The sequence below is a fragment of the Enterococcus sp. AZ170 genome (assembly GCF_050545135.1).
GTDB lineage: Bacteria > Bacillota > Bacilli > Lactobacillales > Enterococcaceae > Enterococcus_L > Enterococcus_L ureilyticus.
Window position 1 is genome coordinate 2,529,345 of record NZ_CP172947.1, and the last position, 21,377, is coordinate 2,550,721.

The 21,377-nt window shown below is 34.7% G+C and carries 23 protein-coding genes; 4 read left to right on the forward strand and 19 right to left on the reverse strand.

The genetic code is table 11. The features are described from left to right. Positions 1 to 17 precede the first annotated feature (17 nt). Complete coding sequence (gene cbpA / locus IGJ55_RS12210; RefSeq protein ID WP_069640985.1) at positions 18 to 662, forward strand: cyclic di-AMP binding protein CbpA; 645 nt, start codon at positions 18 to 20, stop codon at positions 660 to 662. A gap of 37 nt (positions 663 to 699) precedes the next feature. On the opposite strand, the gene murB is transcribed toward cbpA, so the two are convergent. The 13 genes from murB to IGJ55_RS12275 all read right to left on the reverse strand — a co-directional run bounded on the left by murB (position 700) and on the right by IGJ55_RS12275 (position 11,459). Next, positions 700 to 1,602, reverse strand: a complete 903-nt coding sequence (gene murB, locus IGJ55_RS12215; protein ID WP_207120663.1) for a UDP-N-acetylmuramate dehydrogenase — start codon at positions 1,600 to 1,602, stop codon at positions 700 to 702. Between the two features lie 71 nt (positions 1,603 to 1,673). Continuing rightward, a complete protein-coding gene (locus IGJ55_RS12220; protein ID WP_430606576.1) occupies positions 1,674 to 2,588 on the reverse strand; it encodes a Gfo/Idh/MocA family protein in 915 nt (304 codons plus the stop codon). A 313-nt stretch (positions 2,589 to 2,901) separates the two neighbouring features. Continuing rightward, positions 2,902 to 3,513 (reverse strand): TipC family immunity protein, encoded by a 612-nt coding sequence (locus IGJ55_RS12225; protein WP_429949022.1) that lies wholly within the window; start codon positions 3,511 to 3,513, stop codon positions 2,902 to 2,904. Continuing rightward, the gene (locus tag IGJ55_RS12230) at positions 3,514 to 4,140 is read right to left on the reverse strand and encodes a TipC family immunity protein (RefSeq protein WP_429949020.1); all 627 of its coding nucleotides are present in this window, start codon (positions 4,138 to 4,140) and stop codon (positions 3,514 to 3,516) included. 350 nt (positions 4,141 to 4,490) lie between these two features. Next, the gene (locus tag IGJ55_RS12235) at positions 4,491 to 5,081 is read right to left on the reverse strand and encodes a TipC family immunity protein (protein WP_429949018.1); all 591 of its coding nucleotides are present in this window, start codon (positions 5,079 to 5,081) and stop codon (positions 4,491 to 4,493) included. A 215-nt stretch (positions 5,082 to 5,296) separates the two neighbouring features. Beyond that, positions 5,297 to 5,644: a hypothetical protein gene (locus IGJ55_RS12240; protein WP_429949016.1), complete on the reverse strand. Its 348-nt coding sequence runs from the start codon at positions 5,642 to 5,644 to the stop codon at positions 5,297 to 5,299. A gap of 163 nt (positions 5,645 to 5,807) precedes the next feature. After that, positions 5,808 to 6,218: a hypothetical protein gene (locus IGJ55_RS12245; protein WP_429949014.1), complete on the reverse strand. Its 411-nt coding sequence runs from the start codon at positions 6,216 to 6,218 to the stop codon at positions 5,808 to 5,810. Between the two features lie 246 nt (positions 6,219 to 6,464). Then, a complete protein-coding gene (locus IGJ55_RS12250) occupies positions 6,465 to 7,079 on the reverse strand; it encodes a TipC family immunity protein (RefSeq protein ID WP_429949012.1) in 615 nt (204 codons plus the stop codon). Position 7,080: 1 nt separating this feature from the next. Then, positions 7,081 to 8,709, reverse strand: coding sequence for a T7SS effector LXG polymorphic toxin (locus IGJ55_RS12255; protein ID WP_429949010.1), 1,629 nt, complete (start codon positions 8,707 to 8,709; stop codon positions 7,081 to 7,083). 175 nt (positions 8,710 to 8,884) lie between these two features. After that, positions 8,885 to 9,307, reverse strand: coding sequence for a hypothetical protein (locus tag IGJ55_RS12260; RefSeq protein ID WP_206837881.1), 423 nt, complete (start codon positions 9,305 to 9,307; stop codon positions 8,885 to 8,887). A gap of 20 nt (positions 9,308 to 9,327) precedes the next feature. Beyond that, positions 9,328 to 10,782: a T7SS effector LXG polymorphic toxin gene (locus IGJ55_RS12265; RefSeq protein ID WP_430608162.1), complete on the reverse strand. Its 1,455-nt coding sequence runs from the start codon at positions 10,780 to 10,782 to the stop codon at positions 9,328 to 9,330. Then, positions 10,769 to 11,134, reverse strand: coding sequence for a hypothetical protein (locus tag IGJ55_RS12270; protein ID WP_206838252.1), 366 nt, complete (start codon positions 11,132 to 11,134; stop codon positions 10,769 to 10,771). Before IGJ55_RS12270 ends, IGJ55_RS12265 begins: the two co-directional genes overlap by 14 nt. 37 nt (positions 11,135 to 11,171) lie before the next feature. Beyond that, positions 11,172 to 11,459, reverse strand: coding sequence for a TIGR04197 family type VII secretion effector (locus tag IGJ55_RS12275; protein ID WP_206838250.1), 288 nt, complete (start codon positions 11,457 to 11,459; stop codon positions 11,172 to 11,174). Between the two features lie 1,291 nt (positions 11,460 to 12,750). On the opposite strand from IGJ55_RS12275, the gene IGJ55_RS12280 reads away from it, so the two are divergent. Further along, positions 12,751 to 13,044 (forward strand): hypothetical protein, encoded by a 294-nt coding sequence (locus IGJ55_RS12280; RefSeq protein WP_429949005.1) that lies wholly within the window; start codon positions 12,751 to 12,753, stop codon positions 13,042 to 13,044. 154 nt (positions 13,045 to 13,198) lie between these two features. Here the strand turns inward: IGJ55_RS12280 and IGJ55_RS12285 are convergent, their stop codons facing one another. Then, complete coding sequence (locus tag IGJ55_RS12285) at positions 13,199 to 14,437, reverse strand: chloride channel protein (RefSeq protein ID WP_429949003.1); 1,239 nt, start codon at positions 14,435 to 14,437, stop codon at positions 13,199 to 13,201. Positions 14,438 to 14,657: 220 nt separating this feature from the next. Between IGJ55_RS12285 and IGJ55_RS12290 the strand changes: the two genes are divergently transcribed. Together IGJ55_RS12290 and IGJ55_RS12295 are read left to right on the forward strand one after the other, a co-directional pair. Continuing rightward, entirely contained in the window at positions 14,658 to 15,416 is a 759-nt protein-coding gene (locus IGJ55_RS12290; RefSeq protein WP_429949001.1) for an exodeoxyribonuclease III, read from the forward strand. A 285-nt stretch (positions 15,417 to 15,701) separates the two neighbouring features. Further along, on the forward strand, positions 15,702 to 16,235 hold the full coding sequence (locus IGJ55_RS12295) for a 3'-5' exonuclease (RefSeq protein WP_111248188.1): 534 nt from the start codon (positions 15,702 to 15,704) through the stop codon (positions 16,233 to 16,235). 47 nt (positions 16,236 to 16,282) lie between these two features. On the opposite strand, the gene IGJ55_RS12300 is transcribed toward IGJ55_RS12295, so the two are convergent. From IGJ55_RS12300 to IGJ55_RS12320, 5 genes are all read right to left on the reverse strand, one after another. Further along, the gene (locus IGJ55_RS12300; RefSeq protein ID WP_430606577.1) at positions 16,283 to 17,971 is read right to left on the reverse strand and encodes an FAD-dependent oxidoreductase; all 1,689 of its coding nucleotides are present in this window, start codon (positions 17,969 to 17,971) and stop codon (positions 16,283 to 16,285) included. Positions 17,972 to 18,066: 95 nt separating this feature from the next. Continuing rightward, on the reverse strand, positions 18,067 to 18,630 hold the full coding sequence (gene ahpC / locus IGJ55_RS12305) for an alkyl hydroperoxide reductase subunit C (protein WP_010760552.1): 564 nt from the start codon (positions 18,628 to 18,630) through the stop codon (positions 18,067 to 18,069). Between the two features lie 272 nt (positions 18,631 to 18,902). Continuing rightward, positions 18,903 to 19,748 (reverse strand): alpha/beta hydrolase, encoded by an 846-nt coding sequence (locus tag IGJ55_RS12310; RefSeq protein WP_207120649.1) that lies wholly within the window; start codon positions 19,746 to 19,748, stop codon positions 18,903 to 18,905. Between the two features lie 83 nt (positions 19,749 to 19,831). Continuing rightward, positions 19,832 to 20,458 carry an endonuclease III domain-containing protein gene (locus IGJ55_RS12315; RefSeq protein WP_207120648.1) on the reverse strand — a complete coding sequence of 209 codons (627 nt, stop codon included), beginning with the start codon at positions 20,456 to 20,458 and terminating at the stop codon, positions 19,832 to 19,834. A 76-nt stretch (positions 20,459 to 20,534) separates the two neighbouring features. Further along, positions 20,535 to 21,215, reverse strand: a complete 681-nt coding sequence (locus IGJ55_RS12320) for an O-methyltransferase (protein WP_430606579.1) — start codon at positions 21,213 to 21,215, stop codon at positions 20,535 to 20,537. Positions 21,216 to 21,377 lie beyond the last annotated feature (162 nt).

Genomic DNA, 21,377 nt, shown 5'->3' on the forward strand with positions numbered 1-21,377 from the left:
CCTACGGGAGGATTAACATGTTATTAAAATCCGTTGTTATCAAAAAGAAAAATCTTACAACCGTCAATGAATCTTGTACTCTGGAAGAAGCACTGACGATCCTTGAAGATTCAGGATATCGTTGTGTACCGATCCTAGATGAATCGGAAAAGATTTTTAGAGGAAATATCTATAAAATGCACATCTACCGCCACAAAGCAAACGGCGGAGACATGAGTCTACCAGTGACCTATTTGTTGAAAAATGCAACAAAATTTATTTTTGTGAACACGTCATTCTTCAAAGTCTTTTTTACAATCAAAGAATTACCGTATATCGCTGTGTTGGATGAAAATAATCATTTCTATGGTATTTTAACTCATAGTACATTATTGAATATCCTTGCTCAGTCTTGGAATATAGAACGTGGCAGCTATGTATTAACAATTGCTACGACTGGTAAACAGGGTGACCTTGCTGCAATGACAAAAATCATTGCCAAACATAGCAGTATCGCCAGCTGTATTACCTTGGATATCGGGGAAGATGAATTCATTCGTCGTACTTTGATTACATTACCAGCAGAAACTACTGAAGAAACTTGTGCTTTGATCGTTGAAAATTTAGAGCGTAAGAATCTTAAAGTTGTTGAAATTGAAGATTTACAAGCGAACGCTGAATAAGAAGAAAAAAGAAGCCTTCCTGCTGAAAGGCTTCTTTTTAACGTTCTTCTCCAATAATGCGGACTTCTGTTTCTAATACAACATCAAATTTTTCTTTGATCACTTGCTGGATATGCGCAATCAATTCTACATAATCAGTAGCCGTAGCATGATCGATATTCACAATAAACCCTGCATGCTTTTCTGAGATTTGAGCGCCGCCCCATTGTAATCCTTGTAAGCCAGCATCTTGAATCAATTTCCCAGTAAAATGTCCTTCTGGTCGTTTAAAGACACTGCCACAAGATGGGTACTCCAATGGTTGCTTCGATTCTCTTAGTGCAGTCAACTCAACCATCTGATCTTTGATTACGCTATTTTCCCCTTCTTTTAAAGAAAAAGTCGCTTCTAATACAATACAGTGCATATCTTGAATCGCACTATGACGATAAGAAAATGCCATCTCTTCATTTGTAAAGGTTTGAATCGTCCCGTCTTCCAACAACACATCAACACTTGTGAAAACGTCTTTAATCTCTCCACCGTAAGCACCCGCATTCATATAGACAGCGCCGCCGATACTTCCAGGAATCCCACAAGCAAATTCAAAACCAGTCAAATCATGCTCCAAAGCAACATAGGTTGTATCGATCAATTTTGCTCCTGCTTCCACAATGATCTGGTTTTTAGAAACAGAGATTTGTTTCATATTTTCCAACATAATTACCATTCCGCGAATACCGCCATCTCGGACAATCAAGTTACTGGCATTTCCTAGGACAAGCCAAGGGATTTCATGACTTTTGCAATATTCGACTAATGTCGCCACTTCCGCTTTTGATTTTGGAAAAGCTAGAACATCCACAGGTCCACCTGTTTTAGTAAACGTAAAATTCATCAAAGGTTCATCAAATAGTAAGGTTATATCTGTTAATTCATTCATCATTTCAATTTTATTCATCGAAAGTCGTTCCTTTCTTTCAAACATCCTTTTTATTCTAGCATGTCAAAGAGAAACTTTCTAGTCTGACTCTATAAAATATGTTCTTGATGCTTACGCAACATTTGCGCACATAGTTCATGACTTGTAAAGACTTTTTCTTGTTTTAAATACGTGACATCATTTGTTTGAACTGCTTTGATAAATTCCTCCACCATTTGTTGAAAGCCACGTTTTTCTACTGTTGTTGTCCAATCGCCAAATTTTTGTTGTTGTGTCCCTAACGAGTTTTGGCTAGTTAAATCTGTTAGATTTTCCAATACTAACGTTCCTTCTGGACTTGTTACTTGGTAAGTTTCTGTATTTGCTCCTGCGTAGAGATTCATTGAAGCAATGGCTGTCGTAGTTTCTGTTTCTACGTGAAGAATCGCTCTTTTTAGTAAGCCATCTTCCTCAATGATTTTGGTTTGAACCTGGCGGATATCATCATCAAGGAGATAGACAAGTGTATCAGCTACATGTAAGAATAAATCGTAAATTACAAAATTAGCTGTAGATTCCGATGCTATTCGATTTTTTTGGATCAGCAGCATATTTTTATTGTCAACTGCTTTTAATTCGTCCACAAACGGTGCAAAACGGCGATTGAAGCCTACCATCAAAATCAGCTTTTTTTCTGCTGCTAGAGCTTGGATTTCTTTGACTTCTGCTAGGTTTTCACTTAACGGTTTATCGACGAAAACATGGATGCCCGCTTCTAGTAGTTGTTTTACTAGTTGACCGTGCACTTTGGTTGCGGCATGAACAAAACAAGCTGCTATTCCAGTCTGAATCAATTCTTCTGTTGAAGCAACCATTTCGTTGAAGCCGTATTTTTCACTGATTTCTTTTCGGGTTTGTTCATTTCGGGTGGATAATATAAACGTTGCTTGGTCTCTTAGTTGAGAGTACACAGGTAGATATGCTTTTTGCGCGATATTTCCTAAGCCGATGATTCCGATTTTCATATGAATTCCTCACAATCAATAGTTGATACGATTATTATACTATTGATTGGGAGGAAATGTCTGAAATTAAAGTACTTTATAATAAAACCAAATTGAAATCATGATTCTATTTCTGTACGCCCCTAGTTCCGATTAAAAATTAAGTTCTTTATTTTCAATTCAGAAAATCCAGTTGCTTTTTGTTTTTGAATATCTTTAATTTCGGTGTAATACATCTCATCAAATACATTTTTGACTTACAGATACTCCAAACCCTTGCAAATGGTCCAAATGGTTATCAAAAGTATAAAATCACGATTAATTTTTTCTTCGTCTATTTTAATAACTGATCTCTTTCAATAGTAACTTCACCTATATCCGTTACTGTATATGAGCTATCATAACTTTCCACCCAATTTTTTATCACAGTGTTATATAAAATTTCATTAGATTTATCCTTTAAAAAATCTTTTGATATCTGATGTTTATCAAGATATCTTTCTATCTCTTTATTATTAGTTGGATCTAATTCATCTACACCCGATAAGGTAACGTTCACTTTCTCTTTTAACAACTTTTCTTTTACAAAATAACTATAGCCCATTTGCAAAAAAATACCGTTATCTATCTTCTTTGTATACACAAAAGATAATATTTTGTCTGTATATCCAAAATGAAACGTCAGATTTTCGTCCTGTTTCAAAAACTCCTTCTTATATTGTTCATTTATTATGGTTAAATCATCAAATGTTTGTACTTTTTTTCTATCCCAGCTTTTGATTTGTTTCATTTTAGGAAATCCGTTTGCTGTCTGCTTTTTCATATCTTTAATTTCAGTGTAATACATCTCATCGAATACATTTTTAATTTTCAAATACTCCAAACTCTTGTACCCGACCCAAATAGTTATCAAGAGTATGAAAACAATGATTAATCTTTTCTTCATCTACTTCAAAAACTCATCTTTTTCAATGTCAACTTCGCCTATATCTTTTAGAGAAAAATGATTAGGATAAGTATTTAACCAATCTTTGATTACAGTGCGATATAAAACCTCATTAGATTTATCCTTTAAAAAATCTTTTGATATCTGGTATTTATCAAGGTATTTTTCTATTTCCCGAGGATTAGTTATTGTGTATGTATCTTTTGTCTCATCAAATATAACAACATTTTGTTTTAATAGTTTCTCTGAAATAGAGTAAGAGAAATCGATTCTGTATAAAAGCTCCGATGTTATGGTCTTCGCAAAACTAATTAATAATCTCTTTTCAGAGAAATCAAACCCAAATGTAAGCGACTCATTTTTTCCTAAAAAATTACTTTTATACCTTTCAATAACAGGTCCTACACTATTTTTTAAATCAGCATTTTTTCTATCCCAATGTTCGATTTGCTTCATATTGGGTAATCCCTTGCTCTCTGAATAATTTAGTTCTTTCCATTCTGAATAATACATCTCATCAAAAACATTTTTAACTTGCATTGATTCTTTCAATTTTATTCCTCCTAAAATACAAACCATAATAATTACAGAACTTATAACAATTGTTGCTATCGTTTTCTTTTTCATTAAAATGCCCCTAATATATTGGTCTTATTTTCAAGATTTTTAATAAATTGATATGCATCTGGTTGCTTTTGCTTTAATTCTTCCACTGTGTTTATATTTAAATCAGCTAGTATTTGTTGTTTTACATCTGCTAAATTTTCGTATTTCGAGAAGAATTCTGATTGAGAACTCTTTTTTCTTACTTCTGATTACTATTTATTACGCGCCTGACCATAAGGTAATTTTCTTCTCATTACATAACCGATATCGCCATCGCTATCTTTTTTTACATTCATAAGAAGCCACAGATTCATTAAAATTGAAGATATAGCTATCCTAACCATCATTACAAATCTGAAAAAAGTTCATCCTTAATAATTAATTCTCCTAGATTTTAAAAAAAAAAAACGACTTTTATGAACTGAAAACCAATCTTTAAGAAGAATATCATCCATACCTTTCTTATAAAATTGTTCAAGTATGTCTTTATCGATATTATATTTGTCTAAGTATTCTTTTATCTTATTTTTTTCACTAATCTTATTTTGTTCGTCTACAAAATATATACTTCTAACTAATTCACTTTTCCCCACATAATATTGATTGTAGAATCTAATAGAAACAGACTCGGATAAGACATAACCAAAACTAATATTCAGTCTTTTTTCAGAAAAGAAAAAACTAAGAGACATATTTGTCATGTTGGTTGGCAATGACTTTTCATCATATTTTTCGCTAACAGGAAATTTCTCGTCAAAAGCGTCTGCTCTATTCCAGCTCTCTATACCATCAACTTTCCCTAAGGAAACATTTCCTCTACCCAAAAAAGACGTATTAATAGCTCCACGTTCATCATAAACATTTTTTATTGTTAAATATTGACTGATTCTGAAATATACAGGGACAATTATAAGAATACATAAAATTACAGTAAACACTAACCTGATTCTTCTTTGTTTCACCCATCAATTTCCTTTACTTTACATAATTTTGATAATTATTTTGGCTTTCTTCAAGACTCCTAATGAAGTTATATGATGCTGGATAGTGTTCCTTTAAATAACTCATCGAAATAGAATTAAAAAAACAGCATATTCTCCAAGATCTTTTTCCAATTAGACATTGCTTTATGTCACTACCTAAAAATTAAAATTTCACACTTATTTAAAGTTTTTACCTAATCTAATGAACTAAATTTAATTTTCAGTAAAAATCCCTTTTTATCAATATTATAAGAGGTTACTTCATAGCTTATTTCATCAATACCCTGATTGAATGTGTAAAATGTTGCATGCGAATATTCGATAAACAGCATTAACTGAAAAAAAAGCTGCTTGACTGCTATTTTATTTAAATTAGCTAAAGTTATATCTAGAGAAAAATACTCTTCGTTTTCACTAAAACATAACTGATAATCATTTATGTTTTCTTTTTGATATGTCATAAAGGAATTAATCTCTGCACCAATTCCGGGTTCGTATCCATGATCTATTTCTTTCACGATTTTCTTAAAAATCCGATCCATTTTTTTAGCTCCTTTTACTATTTGGGTATATATACTCCTCCTGGAGCCGGTGAGTGAACTGAGATTATCCCCCCCCATTCATTAGTTACAACTTTATTCCCCCTAGGATCTATATATTCCCATGTTTTCCTACCAAGCTCGTCTATTCTAGATGATCTAGTCTTCATATTATTTCAATGATAGAATCAATTGTTTCTGGAGTAAAACCTCTTTCGTTAGCTCGCTCTGCTCCATGTGTTGACAATGATCTACCTCCGGGAGTCAAATCACCTGTACTCAGTTCGCCAAAAGCATTAACAGTTATTCCAGTAACTACCTGTGCTACACCCGCCGACACAGATTGAATCACTTCAGAGATAACCAATCCATCACTTCTGACAAGCACAGGAATCATTTGCCCTGTTGCCGCATCCATTCCATATGCCATGGCTAGACCATTCCCTAAATCTACAATTCCCTTAACAATAAATTTGGCTCCGCCATAGAAGAAGACCATTCCTACAACAGCTGTATAAAATTTTCCAATCGGACTGTTCAAGAAATTGTCTAACTCTCTTAACCGAAGCTCTGCCATCAATGCAATATACTCTAAGGTTGCCTCAGAATAATGTCTGTACTTTTTTTATCCCAGCTTTTGATTTGTTTCATTTTAGGAAATCCGTTTGCTGTCTGCTTTTTCATATCTTTAATTTCAGTGTAATACATCTCATCGAAAACATTTTTAATTTTCAAATACTCCAAACCTTTATATCCAAAAAGATATAACTATACATAGTACAACAAGCTTTGGTTTCTTCTTCATTTTTTTACTCATTTCAATTTATTCTAAAAATGGATCTTTCTTGATTATCACTTTTCCAATATTCTTTGCAGAGAAGCGACTAGGATAAGTATTGATCCAATCCTTGATAACTTTATTGTATAAGACGTTATCCGCTACTATTTGTACTTCTTTCTTTGAAATATTGTATTTATCAAAATATTTTTGGATTTCGTTCGCTTTTTCTATATCCCATTTTTCTATGTTGTCATCTATAATACTGATGTCTTCATTTAAAATTTTTGTTTCACTATCATATCTATATCCAATATCATAAGAGATATTGGAATCTATTTTTTTAGTATATCCTATATAAAACTCTTTTTTTGAAAACATAAAACTAATTGATAAAGACTCACCGTTCTCCAAATATTCTTCTTTATAACTCTCAATTATTGGACCTGCAACATTATTAGTATCTGCTGTTTTTCTGTCCCACCGTTCAATCTGTTTCATCTTTGGAAACCCTTTTGGATTTAAAACATAACCAAGATCATCATATTCTGAGTAATATATTTCATCAAAAATATTTTTAACTTTTAGATATCCCCAACCTTTATAAACCCCAAAGACAATCAGTATCAGTAATATAATAAAAAAGATTTTTTTTTTCATTCTAATAATCCTTCAATTCATTATTTTTATCCTTTAAGTTACATAAAAATCGATACGAATCATAGTATTTTTCTTTTAATTCTTTCATAGAATTGACTTTTAGACTATCAAATATAGTTTTTTTCACTTCGTTATACGATGTATGTTCAGTAAAAATTTGTGCTCGGCTTTGTCCTGATCGCAAACGATTGTGATAATAATTCATTGCATCCATGTAAGACCATTTATTTTTGTTCATTAAATATGTTATATTTTCTGAATCCAAATCCGCTTTATAATCATCTGGACCTAAGCTCGGTTTTGCTTCAGCCGCTTTTGTTGCATCACCTTTCCAACCAGATAAACGATTAGCATTTTCACGACCACCATTTCCAGCTGCTGCTGGAATACCCGGATTTAAAATGGTAGCTTGTGTAATAGACTGATGTGCAAAGTCTCCTTTCCCTCTCATCTGATTATATTGGTTATTCCATAATTTTTCAAAATCTTCCATTGATAAATCATGTCCCAAAGCTTGCCCCATAGTATTTTTGAATTTTTGTCGTTGATCTTTGTTTAGATCACTAAAAGATATATTGCCGGATGATGAAATCATATTTTGTATTCTCACTTTATAACGTAATAAATCATAGTCTCTATCGCTTAAGCCAAGTAATTTCTTTAACTGATCCTCAATTGACAGAGCATCACCACCGCCATCAGTAATTCCCAAACCCGCCGTATTAGCCCACATAGCAGCTTGTTTTAAGCTTCCTTCACCATATACCAAACCACCAAGTAAACGATTCAAAATATAATCTCGTTCTCTCTGTGAAAGATTAGGATAATTTTTATCAATATTTTCTTTCATTTTCAAAATAATTTGTGCTGTCTCATCATCAAATCCATACTGCTCTTTCAAGTTTCGCACAAATTTCTGCTCACTGGTTTGATGGCGATCATTCCAACGTTTATTCACGTCTTTCATCCAAGATGTATCCTTCAAAGAAAATCCTTTACCGTTCCAACTCCCAGGACCAATACTACCGTTACCGTTAACACCTAAAGCTTGCATTCCTTTTGAAAGCAAATTCCCTGTATCACTCAACCCATCAAAATAACTGGTAGACTGGTCACAAAATGCAAGGAATTTTTGAAGTTTTCCCTCTATTTTGGCTTTTTTCGCTTGATTACGTGTGATTCCTGCATCCATGATAGTGATTGCGGCTTGGAAAATCATGCCCATTAATTTATCTTTGTCGTCTGATAAATTTTGTTTGGCTTGAGTATAACTGTCTTTTGACGATTGAAACCCTTGTATCAACTTATCCGCTTCATTGATTTGCTCTTGTAATTCTTCTGAATCTAAATCTTCGCTACCGCATTGAGAGATGTAGGCTTCCACATATTGTTCATTGGCTTGTACAACCGCCTCACTATGAAGAATCGCTGCTTTACATAGGGCTGGATAAACGCTTGAAAGATAGGATTTTATGGCATCCATTCCTTCTCCGCTCATTCCTACCGCTAACTGAATCCCTTGCGTTGCGGTTGAAACAGATTCCAATGCCTGACTATACGTTTTAGCATATGATTTTATTTGTTCTGTTTGAGTTTGGACTTCACCAATCACCATTTTGACCACGGTCATCTTCCTCCTCTCTGAGCGCTTGTAATTCTGCTTCATACTATGAAAAAGACGGTACTAGCAATTTTACACTAGCACCGCTTAAATAATTCATATTCTTTACTTTGTAATGAACATTTACCATCTATACTAACTCCATAATAAGCTTCATCACGTCCACCATTTCCTTATTCAGAATTTAGAAATCTGAATAAGGAAATTCCTCTAAATCAATGGCCTCGATGCTTTCACAATAAAAACTAATATAGTTATATCCTGCCTTTTCACCATAACCACTATCATCATGTACATGAAAACGCATATCCTCAGAATAGTCACACCCAGTATCTTTCATATCCTCTATAATAAGACTATCAATGGGAGAATAGTTAACTTCTTTTAAAGATAAATTCCTCACATTTACAAATCTCAACTTTTCCAGCAAAATTTGATTGTTAGTCTTATTAGCAATTTTAGTATCTAAATTCAAGATTGTACGTTTTTCATTAAAAATATTCTCTTCTATAAAAAAGTCTATTCGCATAATTTGTTTATCATACCAGCCTAATTCAATGTCTCTTTTATTTTGTACCTTGTCATAGTTTTTGATATATTTTTTCATTATTTTGCTCCCTTACATATTTAATCTAAAAATTGAATGGTATTAGTATCTTTATTTATTGTCCCAGACATAAATAGACCATTTTCATCTAAGAAATATTTTGTTTCATTCGCTGCTCTTCCTCTATCAAACCAATTATATTCGTGAATATGTGGATTTGTATGATGCAGAGAATTACCATGATCTGAAAAATCTATTCTCATACTTTGTTTCCCTTGACTGTCATATATTACAATAGATTTTTCAATACTACCACTAGAACCTAATCTATTAAATTCCATTCTACTATTAGGAATGCCCTCCATAGGTGAATAATTATTTTTATAATACTCATCTGGTAAAAATACTTCTGTAGCAAAATCATTTGTATTTTTATTATTCAGTTTGGGTCCACTAATTTTATTACCATAAATCTGCGCATTCCTCACTGCAGCTCCAGTCAATCCAAGCGCCCACATCGCATCCCACAGACCTGATTCTTGTGCTTTCCCCATAAAATCTTGTCCATGGGCTAAAGCACCAAAACCTGGTATTCCAACTTTATCACCGCTAAAATAATCTCGCCCACTCTTCTGGAAATCATTAACTCGTTTTGACATCTCTGTTGGACTTAATTCTAACACATCTAAGCCGTATTTTTTGATTAATTTCTTTAAATCTGCTGATAAATCATCTTCATTCAAGGTGTAATGATACCCATCTTTTTCAAACATGTAAACGTCTTTACCATATTTTTCATCAAAAACATGAATAATCTTACAACCATCTAATAATTTTTTATCCCGTCTTTCAATTCGATCATTCCAATTCTTATTTACATCGTTGATCCAAGATGTATCCTTCAATGAAAACCCTTTACCGTTCCAACTCCTAGGACCAATACTGCCGTTACCGTTAACACCTAAAGCTTGCATTCCTTTTGAAAGCAAATTCCCTGTATCACTCAACCCATCAAAATAACTGGTAGACTGGTCACAAAATGCAAGGAATTTTTGAAGTTTTTCCTCTATTTTGGATTTTTTCGCTTGATTACGTGTGATGCCTGCATCCATGATAGTGATTGCGGCTTGGAAAATCATGCCCATTAATTTATCTTTGTCGTCTGATAAATTTTGTTTGGCTTGAGTATAGCTGTCTTTTGACGATTGAAACCCTTGGATCAGTTTGTCAGCTTCATTGATTTGCTCTTGTAATTCTTCTGAATCTAAATCTTCGCTACCGCATTGAGAGATGTAGGCTTCCACATATTGTTCATTCGCTTGTACAACCGCCTCACTATGAAGAATCGCTGCTTTACATAGGGCTGGATAAACGCTTGAAAGATAGGATTTTATGGCGTCCATTCCTTCTCCGCTCATTCCTACCGCTAACTGAATCCCTTGCGTTGCGGTTGAAACAGATTCCAATGCCTGACTATACGTTTTAGCATATGATTTTATTTGTTCTGTTTGAGTTTGGACTTCACCAATCACCATTTTGACCACGGGCATCTTCCTCCTCTCTCAGCGCTTGTAATTCTACTTCATACAAGGTTTCGGAATACTCTTCTAATTGTCGTTTTTCCTTGTTTACTATTTCCTGACCTTCGTTCATTTCATCAAAAAATCGGTGTTCTTCTATACGAGCTTCTTCAACAATATCTTCAAAAAAAGAAAATTCTTCTTGTCCATGAAAATAGGCTAATATCCGTTCATTTTGTATCCGTTCCCTCGTAGCTAGCTGTCCATATTCTTCCATTTGACGTTCTAGTAATAGGCTAATCTGAACAGTCTCTTCTTGCTTTTCTTCGTTTTCAATTCGCTTCTTTCTAATGTCGTCCTCTTTCATATCATCCACTCCTTAAGTTAAACGCTTCAATCCCTCGCTATTTCATCAAACCTGTAAAGGGTCTATCAAATAACTGTTTCGTCTGGGAATCTGCTCGTTCAAACGCTGCAATAGCACTGTGAATATTCGCTACGTCACGGTTTAACAATTGTTGGATTGTTGTGGAAGAGGTTTTAAATTCTTCAAAAGTAGTAGTTGCTGTGGCATTTCCTGGCACCGTTGTCCCAGAAGAAAAGGTCACGGTTTGGGAAATCGTTAATTTATCGTTAGCTTGACCAATCTTGGTCGCCTGATTCTGTGCTTCTGCACCGTTAACATCAATCATTTTTTCATACTCCTTTATATTTTTTCAACCCTAATATAAAGTATATCTTAATAAAATATCGAAGTAAATCACATATTTATAGCTATCTCTAACATGAATTTCTTTATCAAACAAAAAATTGCAAGTCAAAAACTTCCAATTTGGGAAATAAAAATAATTTTCTGTTATTTTATCTTATATATAAGGAAACGATTTTTCGTGTTATTTAATGGCGTTTAAGAGGAAAATTAGGTTGCGTGTTCGCCTTCTTTTCGTATATACTTAGAAGGTAGAATAGAACAAAGAAAACAGCCCATCTATAAATGAGCTGTTCAAATCAGAATATAAAATAAATTGGCACTTCATTAATTGGCGACAACCAAATAATCGAAGCCTTGTAACGACAGCGAACACTGCCCAAACAAGTTGCCAATAGTGCTAGTAACATGTACTAGCTTCTTTCTTATACCTAAAGTTTACCTATTTTGCCATAGGTTTGTTAACTTTTGGGCTATTTTAGAAGAAGTGGTAGATGATTTTTAGAGACTATTGTTGACGATATTGGGAAATTTCCTGATATCGTTTTTTCTATTCTACAAATTCAAGTAAAGGAGGTTCACTTCAAATTAAAACAAATGATCAATTATAGATATAAGACAAGGAGACAACGTTCACTTCGTTCACCTTGTACTTTGCATCATCCACTCTGCCCTTTGGTCAGTCGTGGTCCTTCAATTCTTAGAGCTTTAGCTCTTAGAAATTGATGAGATCGAAGTGGAATGTAGTGGTGCAAAGCAAAAAGGCACTTCATCACTTGGCGACAACCAACTGATGAAGCCTTGCATAGACAGCGAACACTATCTATACAAGTTGCCAATTGCTAGCACAAAGTCCTAGCATTCTTTATTGTACCTAATTTTACTGGAATTTTCTAGTCTGTCTGGAAACTTTTTGTTAAAATCATGTACTTAATAAAGTCTGCATACTTTTTCTAGATAATTGATGGCGGTATTGGTAGTTTTAAGATGATAAAAAGTCATTAAGTTTTGAACAACTGGACTAAAAAGGAATCCATGCACTTTTCGGATTGAGGTATTTTTAGAACGTTGTTGAAAAAATAGCTTTTTCTCACTGACTGCTCCAATAGCGTTTTTTGTTTTATCCCAAAAAAAGCGATAGAAATTCTACCAGACTGACAATGATCATCCACAAGTCATTTCTACCGCTAATATAATAAGTTGCCTAAGTCAATGCGTACATTAAGAAGCGCTGAAGTACGAAATTCAGTGCTTCAAAAAAGGAGAGAACCATTATGAAAAACGAGCTACATACCCTAAAAGCAATCCCCTATCAAGATATTACTGATTTACAAGATTTACTAGATCATTTTGACTCATGGCAAGAACCTCTTGCCGTATTGGATCATTTCTTCCAATTCCGAACGGGTCCAATCAACAAGAAAAAAGTTATCAAAGAATATTATGCTTGTGGTCATTTGTTCCACGCTTTTTTCACAGAATTTATCCGTTTGGTGGAAGCTGAACAAATCAAAATTAAGAAGTTAGATCGTGAAAGAAAAGTAACTACTCATTTTGTTAAGAAGTAAAAATGAGGAGGTGTCCATTTAGTGGCATCTCCCTTAATAATAAGTAAGGTATGCTTGGATAAGGGTACACAAGTAAATATGCTTTTTGCACGATATTTATAAAATCGATAACGCCTATTTACATAATAATAATCTTAGTACGATACATGATATGTTATTCTATTTTTTGATTCACTGTTTTCTTTTGGATGAATCGATTTGACCCTTTTTTGGCGAAAAATAAAATAATTGCTACCGCTAAAATAATTGGGCTTAGATTTAGTGGGAAAAATAACATCATAAACACACCTACTGGAAACGGTGAATTTATGATTGCAATTGCAATACTGGTACTCACGATTGCAACAATCAACAAACGATCCGTTTGGGTAAATAACTGTGATACAGCAAATCCTTGAATGATTGCCGCAAATACAATAGGAAAAATATCGCCACCGATCCAACCTGTATTAAGGCATAGTTGCAAGAATACTAATTTGATCAACGCAATCATCGTTAACACTAAAAATGAAGCTTGACTTCCAACAAATGGTGCCAATGAAAGCGATAGTTGCCCTGAAAAAAGTAAATTAGGTAGAAAAACACCTATTAGAAAAATTGCGATAGATCCAATCAATGCTTTACGAATCGGAAACTCTTGCCAAAAATCTAACCGTTTCTTTAGAAAGATTTTAAACAGAAGATAACATTTTCCAACTATTACCCCAAAAAGCATCAACGGCAAGCCTATCCACAGCTCTTTCCCTATCCAATTTGATTCGCCCATTTTAGAAACAAAAGAAGGTTGTCCTGTCAGTTTCATTAAAAGGAAAAAAGTGATCAAGCCATTAATAATAAATAGCAGATAAAAAAACTTTTTCTTCGACTTTTGGCCTGTATCAGCAGCTCTTTTTTCATCATACGTCAACAAATAGTTTTTAGGATGAATCAGACGTGCAATCTGCTCTTTTAGAGACAACTCTTTCAATTCATTAAAGTGAAAGTAGTAATAGCGCAGTTTATCCGCCTGCCATACAGATAAATAAATAACCGCACTTAGTAACCCCGCTTCTGGTCCTACGCCTGCACCAAAAATCAATACGACAAGAGCTATCAACAAACTACGGAAAACACTACTATGATCGAGTGTTTTTGTTTGCTTTAATTCTGTTACAGAATCATGAACTGTATGAGGTAAATTCCCCCATCTTGCTCGTAAAAACCCTAGTAAAACGCCACCTGTTAACGTAAGCCCTAAAATATAGAACACACGTAAAGGAGTATCCGGCGAAACTAAATTCCAAAGTAATTCAGAACCTATTCCTTCCACTCTTAAAAAGATAAACGATATAACCCCAATCATACTGCTTAGTACCACGCCATAAACCAGCAACCCAATTTCTTTTGTATTCAATTTGATAGTTCCTTTCAGTTCAAAATATTTATAGTGTTTTCCATGACTTCCCTTTCACTTTATCATAAATCTAAATACCTGAATACAAAAATGATACTTGTTGATTTCAATCAGAAAGTCGACACAGAATACCAAAATCTGGATTATGTATGTTAAACTAATCTAAAGTCTCAGTTACAAAAATCAATAAATCGCGTCAATTTTGAAGGAGGTCCTCAAGATGAAATGTATTTCGTGGAATGTTAACGGCTTACGTGCCGTTGTTAAAAAGAACTTTATGGAAGTTTTCAACGAATTAGATGCAGATTTTTTCTGTCTGCAAGAAACTAAATTACAAGAAGGTCAAATTGACTTAGAGTTGCCAGGTTACCATCAATACTGGAATTATGCTGAGAAAAAAGGGTATTCAGGGACTGCCATTTTTGCCAAAGAAGAAGCACTCAGCGTACGATACGGCATGGGACTTGAAGAACATGATCAAGAAGGTCGTTTGATCACATTGGAATATCCAAACTTCTTTATGATTACTTGTTATACACCTAATTCGCAAAATGAACTGAAACGATTGGATTATCGTATGACATGGGAAGATGCTTTTCGTGCCTACTTAAATGAGTTGAGCAAAGAAAAACCAGTGATTTTATGTGGTGATTTGAATGTTGCTCATCAAAATATCGATTTGAAAAACTGGAAAACCAATCAAAAAAATGCTGGCTTTACACCAGAAGAACGTGGAAAATTTACAGAATTATTGGATAGTGGCTTTATTGATACTTATCGCTATTTCTATCCTGACCAAGAAGGCGTTTATTCTTGGTGGAGTTATCGTTTTAATGCACGGAAAAATAATGCTGGGTGGAGAATCGATTACTTTGTTGTTTCTGATGGATTGAAAGAGGCTTTAACAAGTGCGAAAATTCATACGGAAATTACTGGCAGTGATCATTGTCCAGTAGAGGTTGATTTAACGATTGCTTAGTGAGCGGGATAAACGGTGGGAGCAGAAGCAATCCCTTCGGAAATAAGCTGAAATTGCTGTAAAACACAACAAAGAACGAGTTGATGTTGCACAGTACCTACTTGGTCACAAAAATTTGAAGAACAATTTTCGTGAATTTCAGCTTATTTCTCGGGGTTTAACACTTCTGTCCCATCCTCTTTTTATTTAATTTCTGTTAATATTACTGAATGGGACTTACCCTGTATCTATTATTTTGTTATACTGCATGTATGAATTAATTTTGAACCGAAAGGGATAATGACTATGAATTTTTATTCCATAGACTTTGAAACAGCCAGTTACGCTAAACATAGCGCTTGTTCTGTTGCTTTAGTAAAAGTAGAGAATAGCCGCATCGTTGATGAATATTACTCACTAATTAAACCAGAAACCGACTTTTTCTGGAAAAATATCCAAATTCATGGAATCAAACCAGAAGATGTGGCGGATGCCCCTAAATTTCCTGATGTTTGGAAGCAGATCCAAGCCTGTTTTAAACCCAATAGTTTAGTGGTTGCTCATAATGCCCCTTTTGACTGTGGTGTTTTAGCTGGGTCCTTGGATTATTATGGGATCGAACAACCGAATTATCTTTCATTGTGTACAGTTAAAACGAGTCGCAAGTTATTTCCAGAGTTGCCGAATCATAAATTAAACACGATTTGTGATAATCTAGATATCCAGTTGAACAATCATCATGATGCACTAGAAGACAGCCGAGCTTGCGCTGAAATTTTACTGTATCAGGAAAAACATTTTGGTGTTGAACCGTTGAAAAAACTTGTTACAATCAAATAGAAAAAGCCGAATCAAGAACAATTCGTTCTTTTGATTCGGCTTTTTCTTTATTTTTCTAAAATCTCAATGATCTCATCCATATTTTTAGAACCAAAAACAATGTCTTTATCATCAATGATCATCGCAGGAACACTCATGATTTTCTTCTCTGTTTTCAATTCTGGGAAAACACCAATATCGATCATTTCTGCTTCAACATTATGATTAATAGAAGCAATTCGTTGACACGCTGCCACGACATCTGGACAGTAATGACAGGTTAATGAAACGAAAATCTGAACTTTCTTTTTCGGTAATTCTTTGATTTTATTCACTACTGGCTCTTCAATTGGCTGTCCAGCACTTCCTACATTATAGACAGCTAAAACGATTGAATTGACTTCATGCCCACTTGGAATACCGCTAAATTTGATTCCTGTGTACTCGCCTTGATCATTTAAGACAACAACACTTGGTAATTTATCAATGCCATATTTCGCTTCTACATCAGAGTCCGCACCTTTTTGAACAGTTTCCAACAAAATTTTATCACTTAATGAGGCAAATTCCGTTAGGAAAGAATTCAATTCAAGGGATTTCTCTTCGCTGCTATCCATCACTTGTAATAAGGTTACATTTTTCGTTAATTTACCAAAAATACCACCCAATTGTTCTCTCATTGCATCTGGGAACCATGTGTTATTTCCACTTGTTGCTTTAGCAGGTTTCTTTTCTGCTTTTGGTTGTGTTTCTTTATTGTCAGCATGTTGCTTCGCTAAACGTTTTTCCATCCGTTCATTGACGATTGATAGGCCTGCTTTTGTTTTTTCTTCGGTGATGTATTTTTGCGCATTCGTTGCGGCAATTGCACCATCAGCAACTGCTGTAACGATTTGACGTAATTCTTTGATACGTAGGTCTCCGGCAGCATAAACACCAGGAACATTGGTTTCCATGTTTTCATTGGTTGGGACATAACCACGATCTAATTCGACTTTTCCTTCAAAAATTTCTGTACTTGGTTTATTTCCAGCAAACACAAACATCCCAAATGTACTGTCAGTTGGTGCTTCGTAAGTCGTTTCTTCGCCTGTTTCATTATTGACAAAGACCGCTTTACGAACAAAATCATCACCTGTAATTTCTTTGACTTCTGTATTGTAGATGATCTTGATATCTGGATGCTGTTTGGCTGCTTCTGCTGTTAATTTGGCACAAGTAAAATCAGGTTCACGAATGATCATTGTGACTGATTTACCGTAACGAGTTAAATAAACCGCTTCTTCTGCCGCCGCATAGCCACCACCAAGTACAAAAATATCTAAACCTTGGAAGAATTCACCGTCACAAGTTGAACAGTACGCAATGCCACGTCCTGTAAATTCAACTTCCCCTGGAAAGCCGATTTTTCGTGCTGATGCACCTGTTGCGATGATCACCGCATACGCTTGATAGGTTTTAGTCGCGGATTTGACTGTTTTGACCGTTTGGCTTAAATCGACATCAATGATTTCATCAGTTGTAAATTCAACCCCAAAATCTAGCGCTTGTAAACGCATATCTTCCATTAATTCAGGACCGGTAGTTGCTCGAATCGCTGGGTAATTCACGATTTCAGAAGTTGTGGTTACTTGTCCGCCAATCTTATCTTTTTCGATGATCAATGTATCTAACATCGCACGACCTGCATAAATTCCTGCTGATAATGCCGCTGATCCGCCACCAATTACGATCAAATCATATATTTCTTGGCTCATGTATGTTCTCCTTTTTGTCTATCTCATTATTTTGCTCTGTAAATTTTAAGAAAGACTTCCCATAAAGGAAGTCTCAAGGTTGTCTATTCAAACGTTTAGATTTTACCAACTAAGTCTAAACTTGGTGCAATTGTTTCTTCGCCTGGTTTCCAGTTTGCTGGACAAACTTTATCGCCATGTTTTGCTACGAATTGAGATGCTTCTAATTTACGAACTAGCTCATCTGCATTACGGCCGATTCCCATATCATTGATTTCGTATGATTTGATTTCGCCTTCTGGGCTAACGATAAATGTTCCACGGTATGCTTGACCTAAATCTTCATTTAAAACGCCGAAGAAACGAGCAATTTTTCCATTTGGATCAGCTAACATTGGGTATTTGATTTTACCGATTGTATCTGTCGCATCTGCCCAAGCTTTATGAACAAAATGGCTATCTTCTGATACTGAGTATACTTCACAGTTCAACTCTTTTAGGTGATCATAATGATCTTGCATGTCGCCAAGTTCTGTTGGACAAACAAATGAAAAGTCAGCTGGGTAGAAGAAGAAAATACTCCATTTACCTAATACATCTGCTGTTGATACTTTGATGAAGTCTCCATCTTGATAGGCGTCACATTCGAAATCTAATAGTTTTGTGTTAATTAAGTTCATCTACATATTCCTCCTAATTTTTAAAAGCTAGCCTGTGTAGCTAGACATTTTTCTACACTCTTAGCGTATCAATTTAAAATTATTATGTCAATAGAATTATTATAGTTTAGTTATTTTATTTTTGCTATTTTCGGCTTTTCTTTGAGAAAATAGCTCTTTCATTCTCATTAAGCTAAAAACCAATCGTTTTTACTTGTCTGATTATACTTACATCATAAAATGAAAACAGAACAAAGACAAGCGTCTTTATCCTATTTCATTTTTATTCTATTCTACCAAAAAAAATCTTTCAATAATTGAACGACTTTCTGATTTTCAACTAACTCGCTGTGACTTGTATTTTCTCCTTCGATCAACACTTCCTGATACTCCGCTACTTGATCCTGATAAATGTACCTTCCAGAAAAGACGCTTTGCACAGGAACGGTATTATCAGATGCCGTATCATCAACCTCTCCAGCAATATTCAACATCTCAATTGTATCAGGGATATTTTCTAGATTCGTTAAATAGCCTTCAAGTAGGTCGCTAGTTTCTTTTAGTTGGGTAAATGAAGTCACCGTTTCATTATATTTTTTTGACGTATCATTATAAGGCGTTCCTAGTGTGATTAGTTTGGCTAATTCAGGGTCACCAGTTTGTTGAAATTCTTCCAGATAAGAGGTAATGACTAATCCGCCATTGGAGTGCCCTAAGTAATTGTATGTTTCAAATGAGTATTTTTCTTGGATATAATGTAATGCTAATTGATACCATTTTCCTTGAACGGGTAGTGTCTCATCACTACTGTCTTCAAACGCAATCACGATGATAGGATGTTCTGCGGTACTTGGTAATTTTCCTTTAGAGGAAACCGTTCCGTCTGTTGCTACGGTCACTTTTAACACGTCAGCTTTTGAATCTAAGGCTTTGATCAAGCCATTGAATCGATTCACTGTCCCATTTGTGCCTGGTACAAAAATCGTTGGCGTTTGAATTGCCACGGGGTCACTTGTTGATGTAAATTTTTCGGCGAATGCCGTTAGGCTTTTTTGAAATAAAAGAAAGAGCATTAGAATAACACCTACAATCAAAAGTATTTTAGGAATCTTTCTTTTTATGTTTTTAGTAGTACTCATGACGTTTCCCTCCTCTCATAGAGAAAGTGTACGCCTTGAAACTTAAACGAACATTAAACACAATCGAAAGAAGGAAACTAAGCTTAGGAGATTAAAAATGATTCATCCATATTCTTGTCTTTGCCAAAATGCTTACCATGAACATCAATTGCTGCATGCCATTCTTTACATAAATCATGAGGAATTCCATCCGTCAAATGATTGAAGTCTTTCCGCATTTCTTCGTACGTCTTATAGGGACCAAACCCCAAACGATTAAACAAACGAATGGCATATTGATCCGCGATAAAAACATTTCGTTCAAAAATATAAAGGAGCATCGCATCTGCTGTTTCTGAGCCAACACCTTTGATCGTTAACAGCTCTTTTCTTAACGCTTCAGTAGAGTAAGCACGAAATTTATCAAAATCTCTATCATGGGAAATAAACCAACTGATCAATGCTTTGATATAGTTACTTTTTTGAGTGAAAAATCCTGCTGGACGGATCAGTTCTTGAAGTGTTTCTAATTCCATTTCATGAAGACTTTCTACTGTTAGATAAGGTTCCAAATTAGCCAATGCTTTATGCGCATTTTTTTCAGTCGTCTGCTGGATCAAGATCATCGAAACCCAATCAGAAATCCGATTTTCATCTTCCCACCAATATTGAAAACCGTAATGTGCGACCAAATTATTTAACACTTGAAGCTTTTCTTTATCTGATTTCAACTTTATCTACTCCTTTATCGTCACATAAAAAAACTCAGATCAAAATAATTAAATCCTGACCCAAGTTGTCTATTCGTTATTCAGTTAGTTCTCTTTCTTTTGTGATCATGATCACGCCATCACCTAACGGCAATAATGTTGAGGTCAAATCTGGATGGGTCATAACTGTCTCTAAAAATTGATTCAATTTTCTATGAATCGTTCTTTGGCTACGTGGAATTTCTTCGATTGGGTCTAAAATCGTGCCTGCTTGGAAAACATCATCCACCATCAACACACCGCCAACGGGTAATAAGCGTAAGCATTCTGGTAAAAATTCGATATATTTAGATTTTGCACTGTCCATAAAAATAAAGTCATAAGGACCACTTAGTGTCGGCAAAATTTCCGCCGCTTGTCCTTCTAACAACGTCACTTTATCGGTCAATCCTAGGCGTTCATACGTTACTTTCGCTTTTCTGATCATTACATCAAATCGATCGATCGTCGTAACATGTCCGTCTTCCCCAACACATTGCGCCATAAGGCTAGAAGAAAAGCCGATTGCTGTCCCTATTTCTAAAATGTTCTTAGGTTTGATTTGACCTAAGAAAAATTGTAAGAACACTACTGTTTCATGGGGAATGATCGGTACTCCCGCTTCGTGAGCTTCTTCTTCGATTACACCAAGTTCACCTTGGATTTTTTTTTGTTTATTTCGCATAAATTCAACAAGTTCTGGTTTCACAACTGGTCGATGCATCATTTCGTTGCGCACGTTATTCATCCTTCCAAAAGTCAATCATTTCTAGTTTTCACTACTAGTAATATAGCAGAAATCATTTTCGGTTAATAGCCTTTTTTAGCTGTTTTGAGAAAATAGTTTCGTTCATGTCTTTTAACAACGATGCATTCTTTTTAATCTACTACGATTTTACTA

Coding starts and splice junctions, on each gene's coding strand:
- cbpA (WP_069640985.1), top strand. CDS start 18: ATGTTATTAAAATCCGTTGTTATCAAAAAGAAAAATCTTACAACCGTC.
- murB (WP_207120663.1), bottom strand. CDS start 1,602: ATGAATAAAATTGAAATGATGAATGAATTAACAGATATAACCTTACTA.
- IGJ55_RS12220 (WP_430606576.1), bottom strand. CDS start 2,588: ATGAAAATCGGAATCATCGGCTTAGGAAATATCGCGCAAAAAGCATAT.
- IGJ55_RS12225 (WP_429949022.1), bottom strand. CDS start 3,513: ATGAAGAAAAGATTAATCATTGTTTTCATACTCTTGATAACTATTTGG.
- IGJ55_RS12230 (WP_429949020.1), bottom strand. CDS start 4,140: ATGAAAAAGAAAACGATAGCAACAATTGTTATAAGTTCTGTAATTATT.
- IGJ55_RS12240 (WP_429949016.1), bottom strand. CDS start 5,644: ATGGATCGGATTTTTAAGAAAATCGTGAAAGAAATAGATCATGGATAC.
- IGJ55_RS12245 (WP_429949014.1), bottom strand. CDS start 6,218: ATGGCAGAGCTTCGGTTAAGAGAGTTAGACAATTTCTTGAACAGTCCG.
- IGJ55_RS12250 (WP_429949012.1), bottom strand. CDS start 7,079: ATGAAAAAAAAAATCTTTTTTATTATATTACTGATACTGATTGTCTTT.
- IGJ55_RS12255 (WP_429949010.1), bottom strand. CDS start 8,709: ATGACCGTGGTCAAAATGGTGATTGGTGAAGTCCAAACTCAAACAGAA.
- IGJ55_RS12260 (WP_206837881.1), bottom strand. CDS start 9,307: ATGAAAAAATATATCAAAAACTATGACAAGGTACAAAATAAAAGAGAC.
- IGJ55_RS12265 (WP_430608162.1), bottom strand. CDS start 10,782: ATGGTGATTGGTGAAGTCCAAACTCAAACAGAACAAATAAAATCATAT.
- IGJ55_RS12270 (WP_206838252.1), bottom strand. CDS start 11,134: ATGAAAGAGGACGACATTAGAAAGAAGCGAATTGAAAACGAAGAAAAG.
- IGJ55_RS12275 (WP_206838250.1), bottom strand. CDS start 11,459: ATGATTGATGTTAACGGTGCAGAAGCACAGAATCAGGCGACCAAGATT.
- IGJ55_RS12280 (WP_429949005.1), top strand. CDS start 12,751: ATGAAAAACGAGCTACATACCCTAAAAGCAATCCCCTATCAAGATATT.
- IGJ55_RS12290 (WP_429949001.1), top strand. CDS start 14,658: ATGAAATGTATTTCGTGGAATGTTAACGGCTTACGTGCCGTTGTTAAA.
- IGJ55_RS12295 (WP_111248188.1), top strand. CDS start 15,702: ATGAATTTTTATTCCATAGACTTTGAAACAGCCAGTTACGCTAAACAT.
- IGJ55_RS12300 (WP_430606577.1), bottom strand. CDS start 17,971: ATGAGCCAAGAAATATATGATTTGATCGTAATTGGTGGCGGATCAGCG.
- ahpC (WP_010760552.1), bottom strand. CDS start 18,630: ATGAACTTAATTAACACAAAACTATTAGATTTCGAATGTGACGCCTAT.
- IGJ55_RS12310 (WP_207120649.1), bottom strand. CDS start 19,748: ATGAGTACTACTAAAAACATAAAAAGAAAGATTCCTAAAATACTTTTG.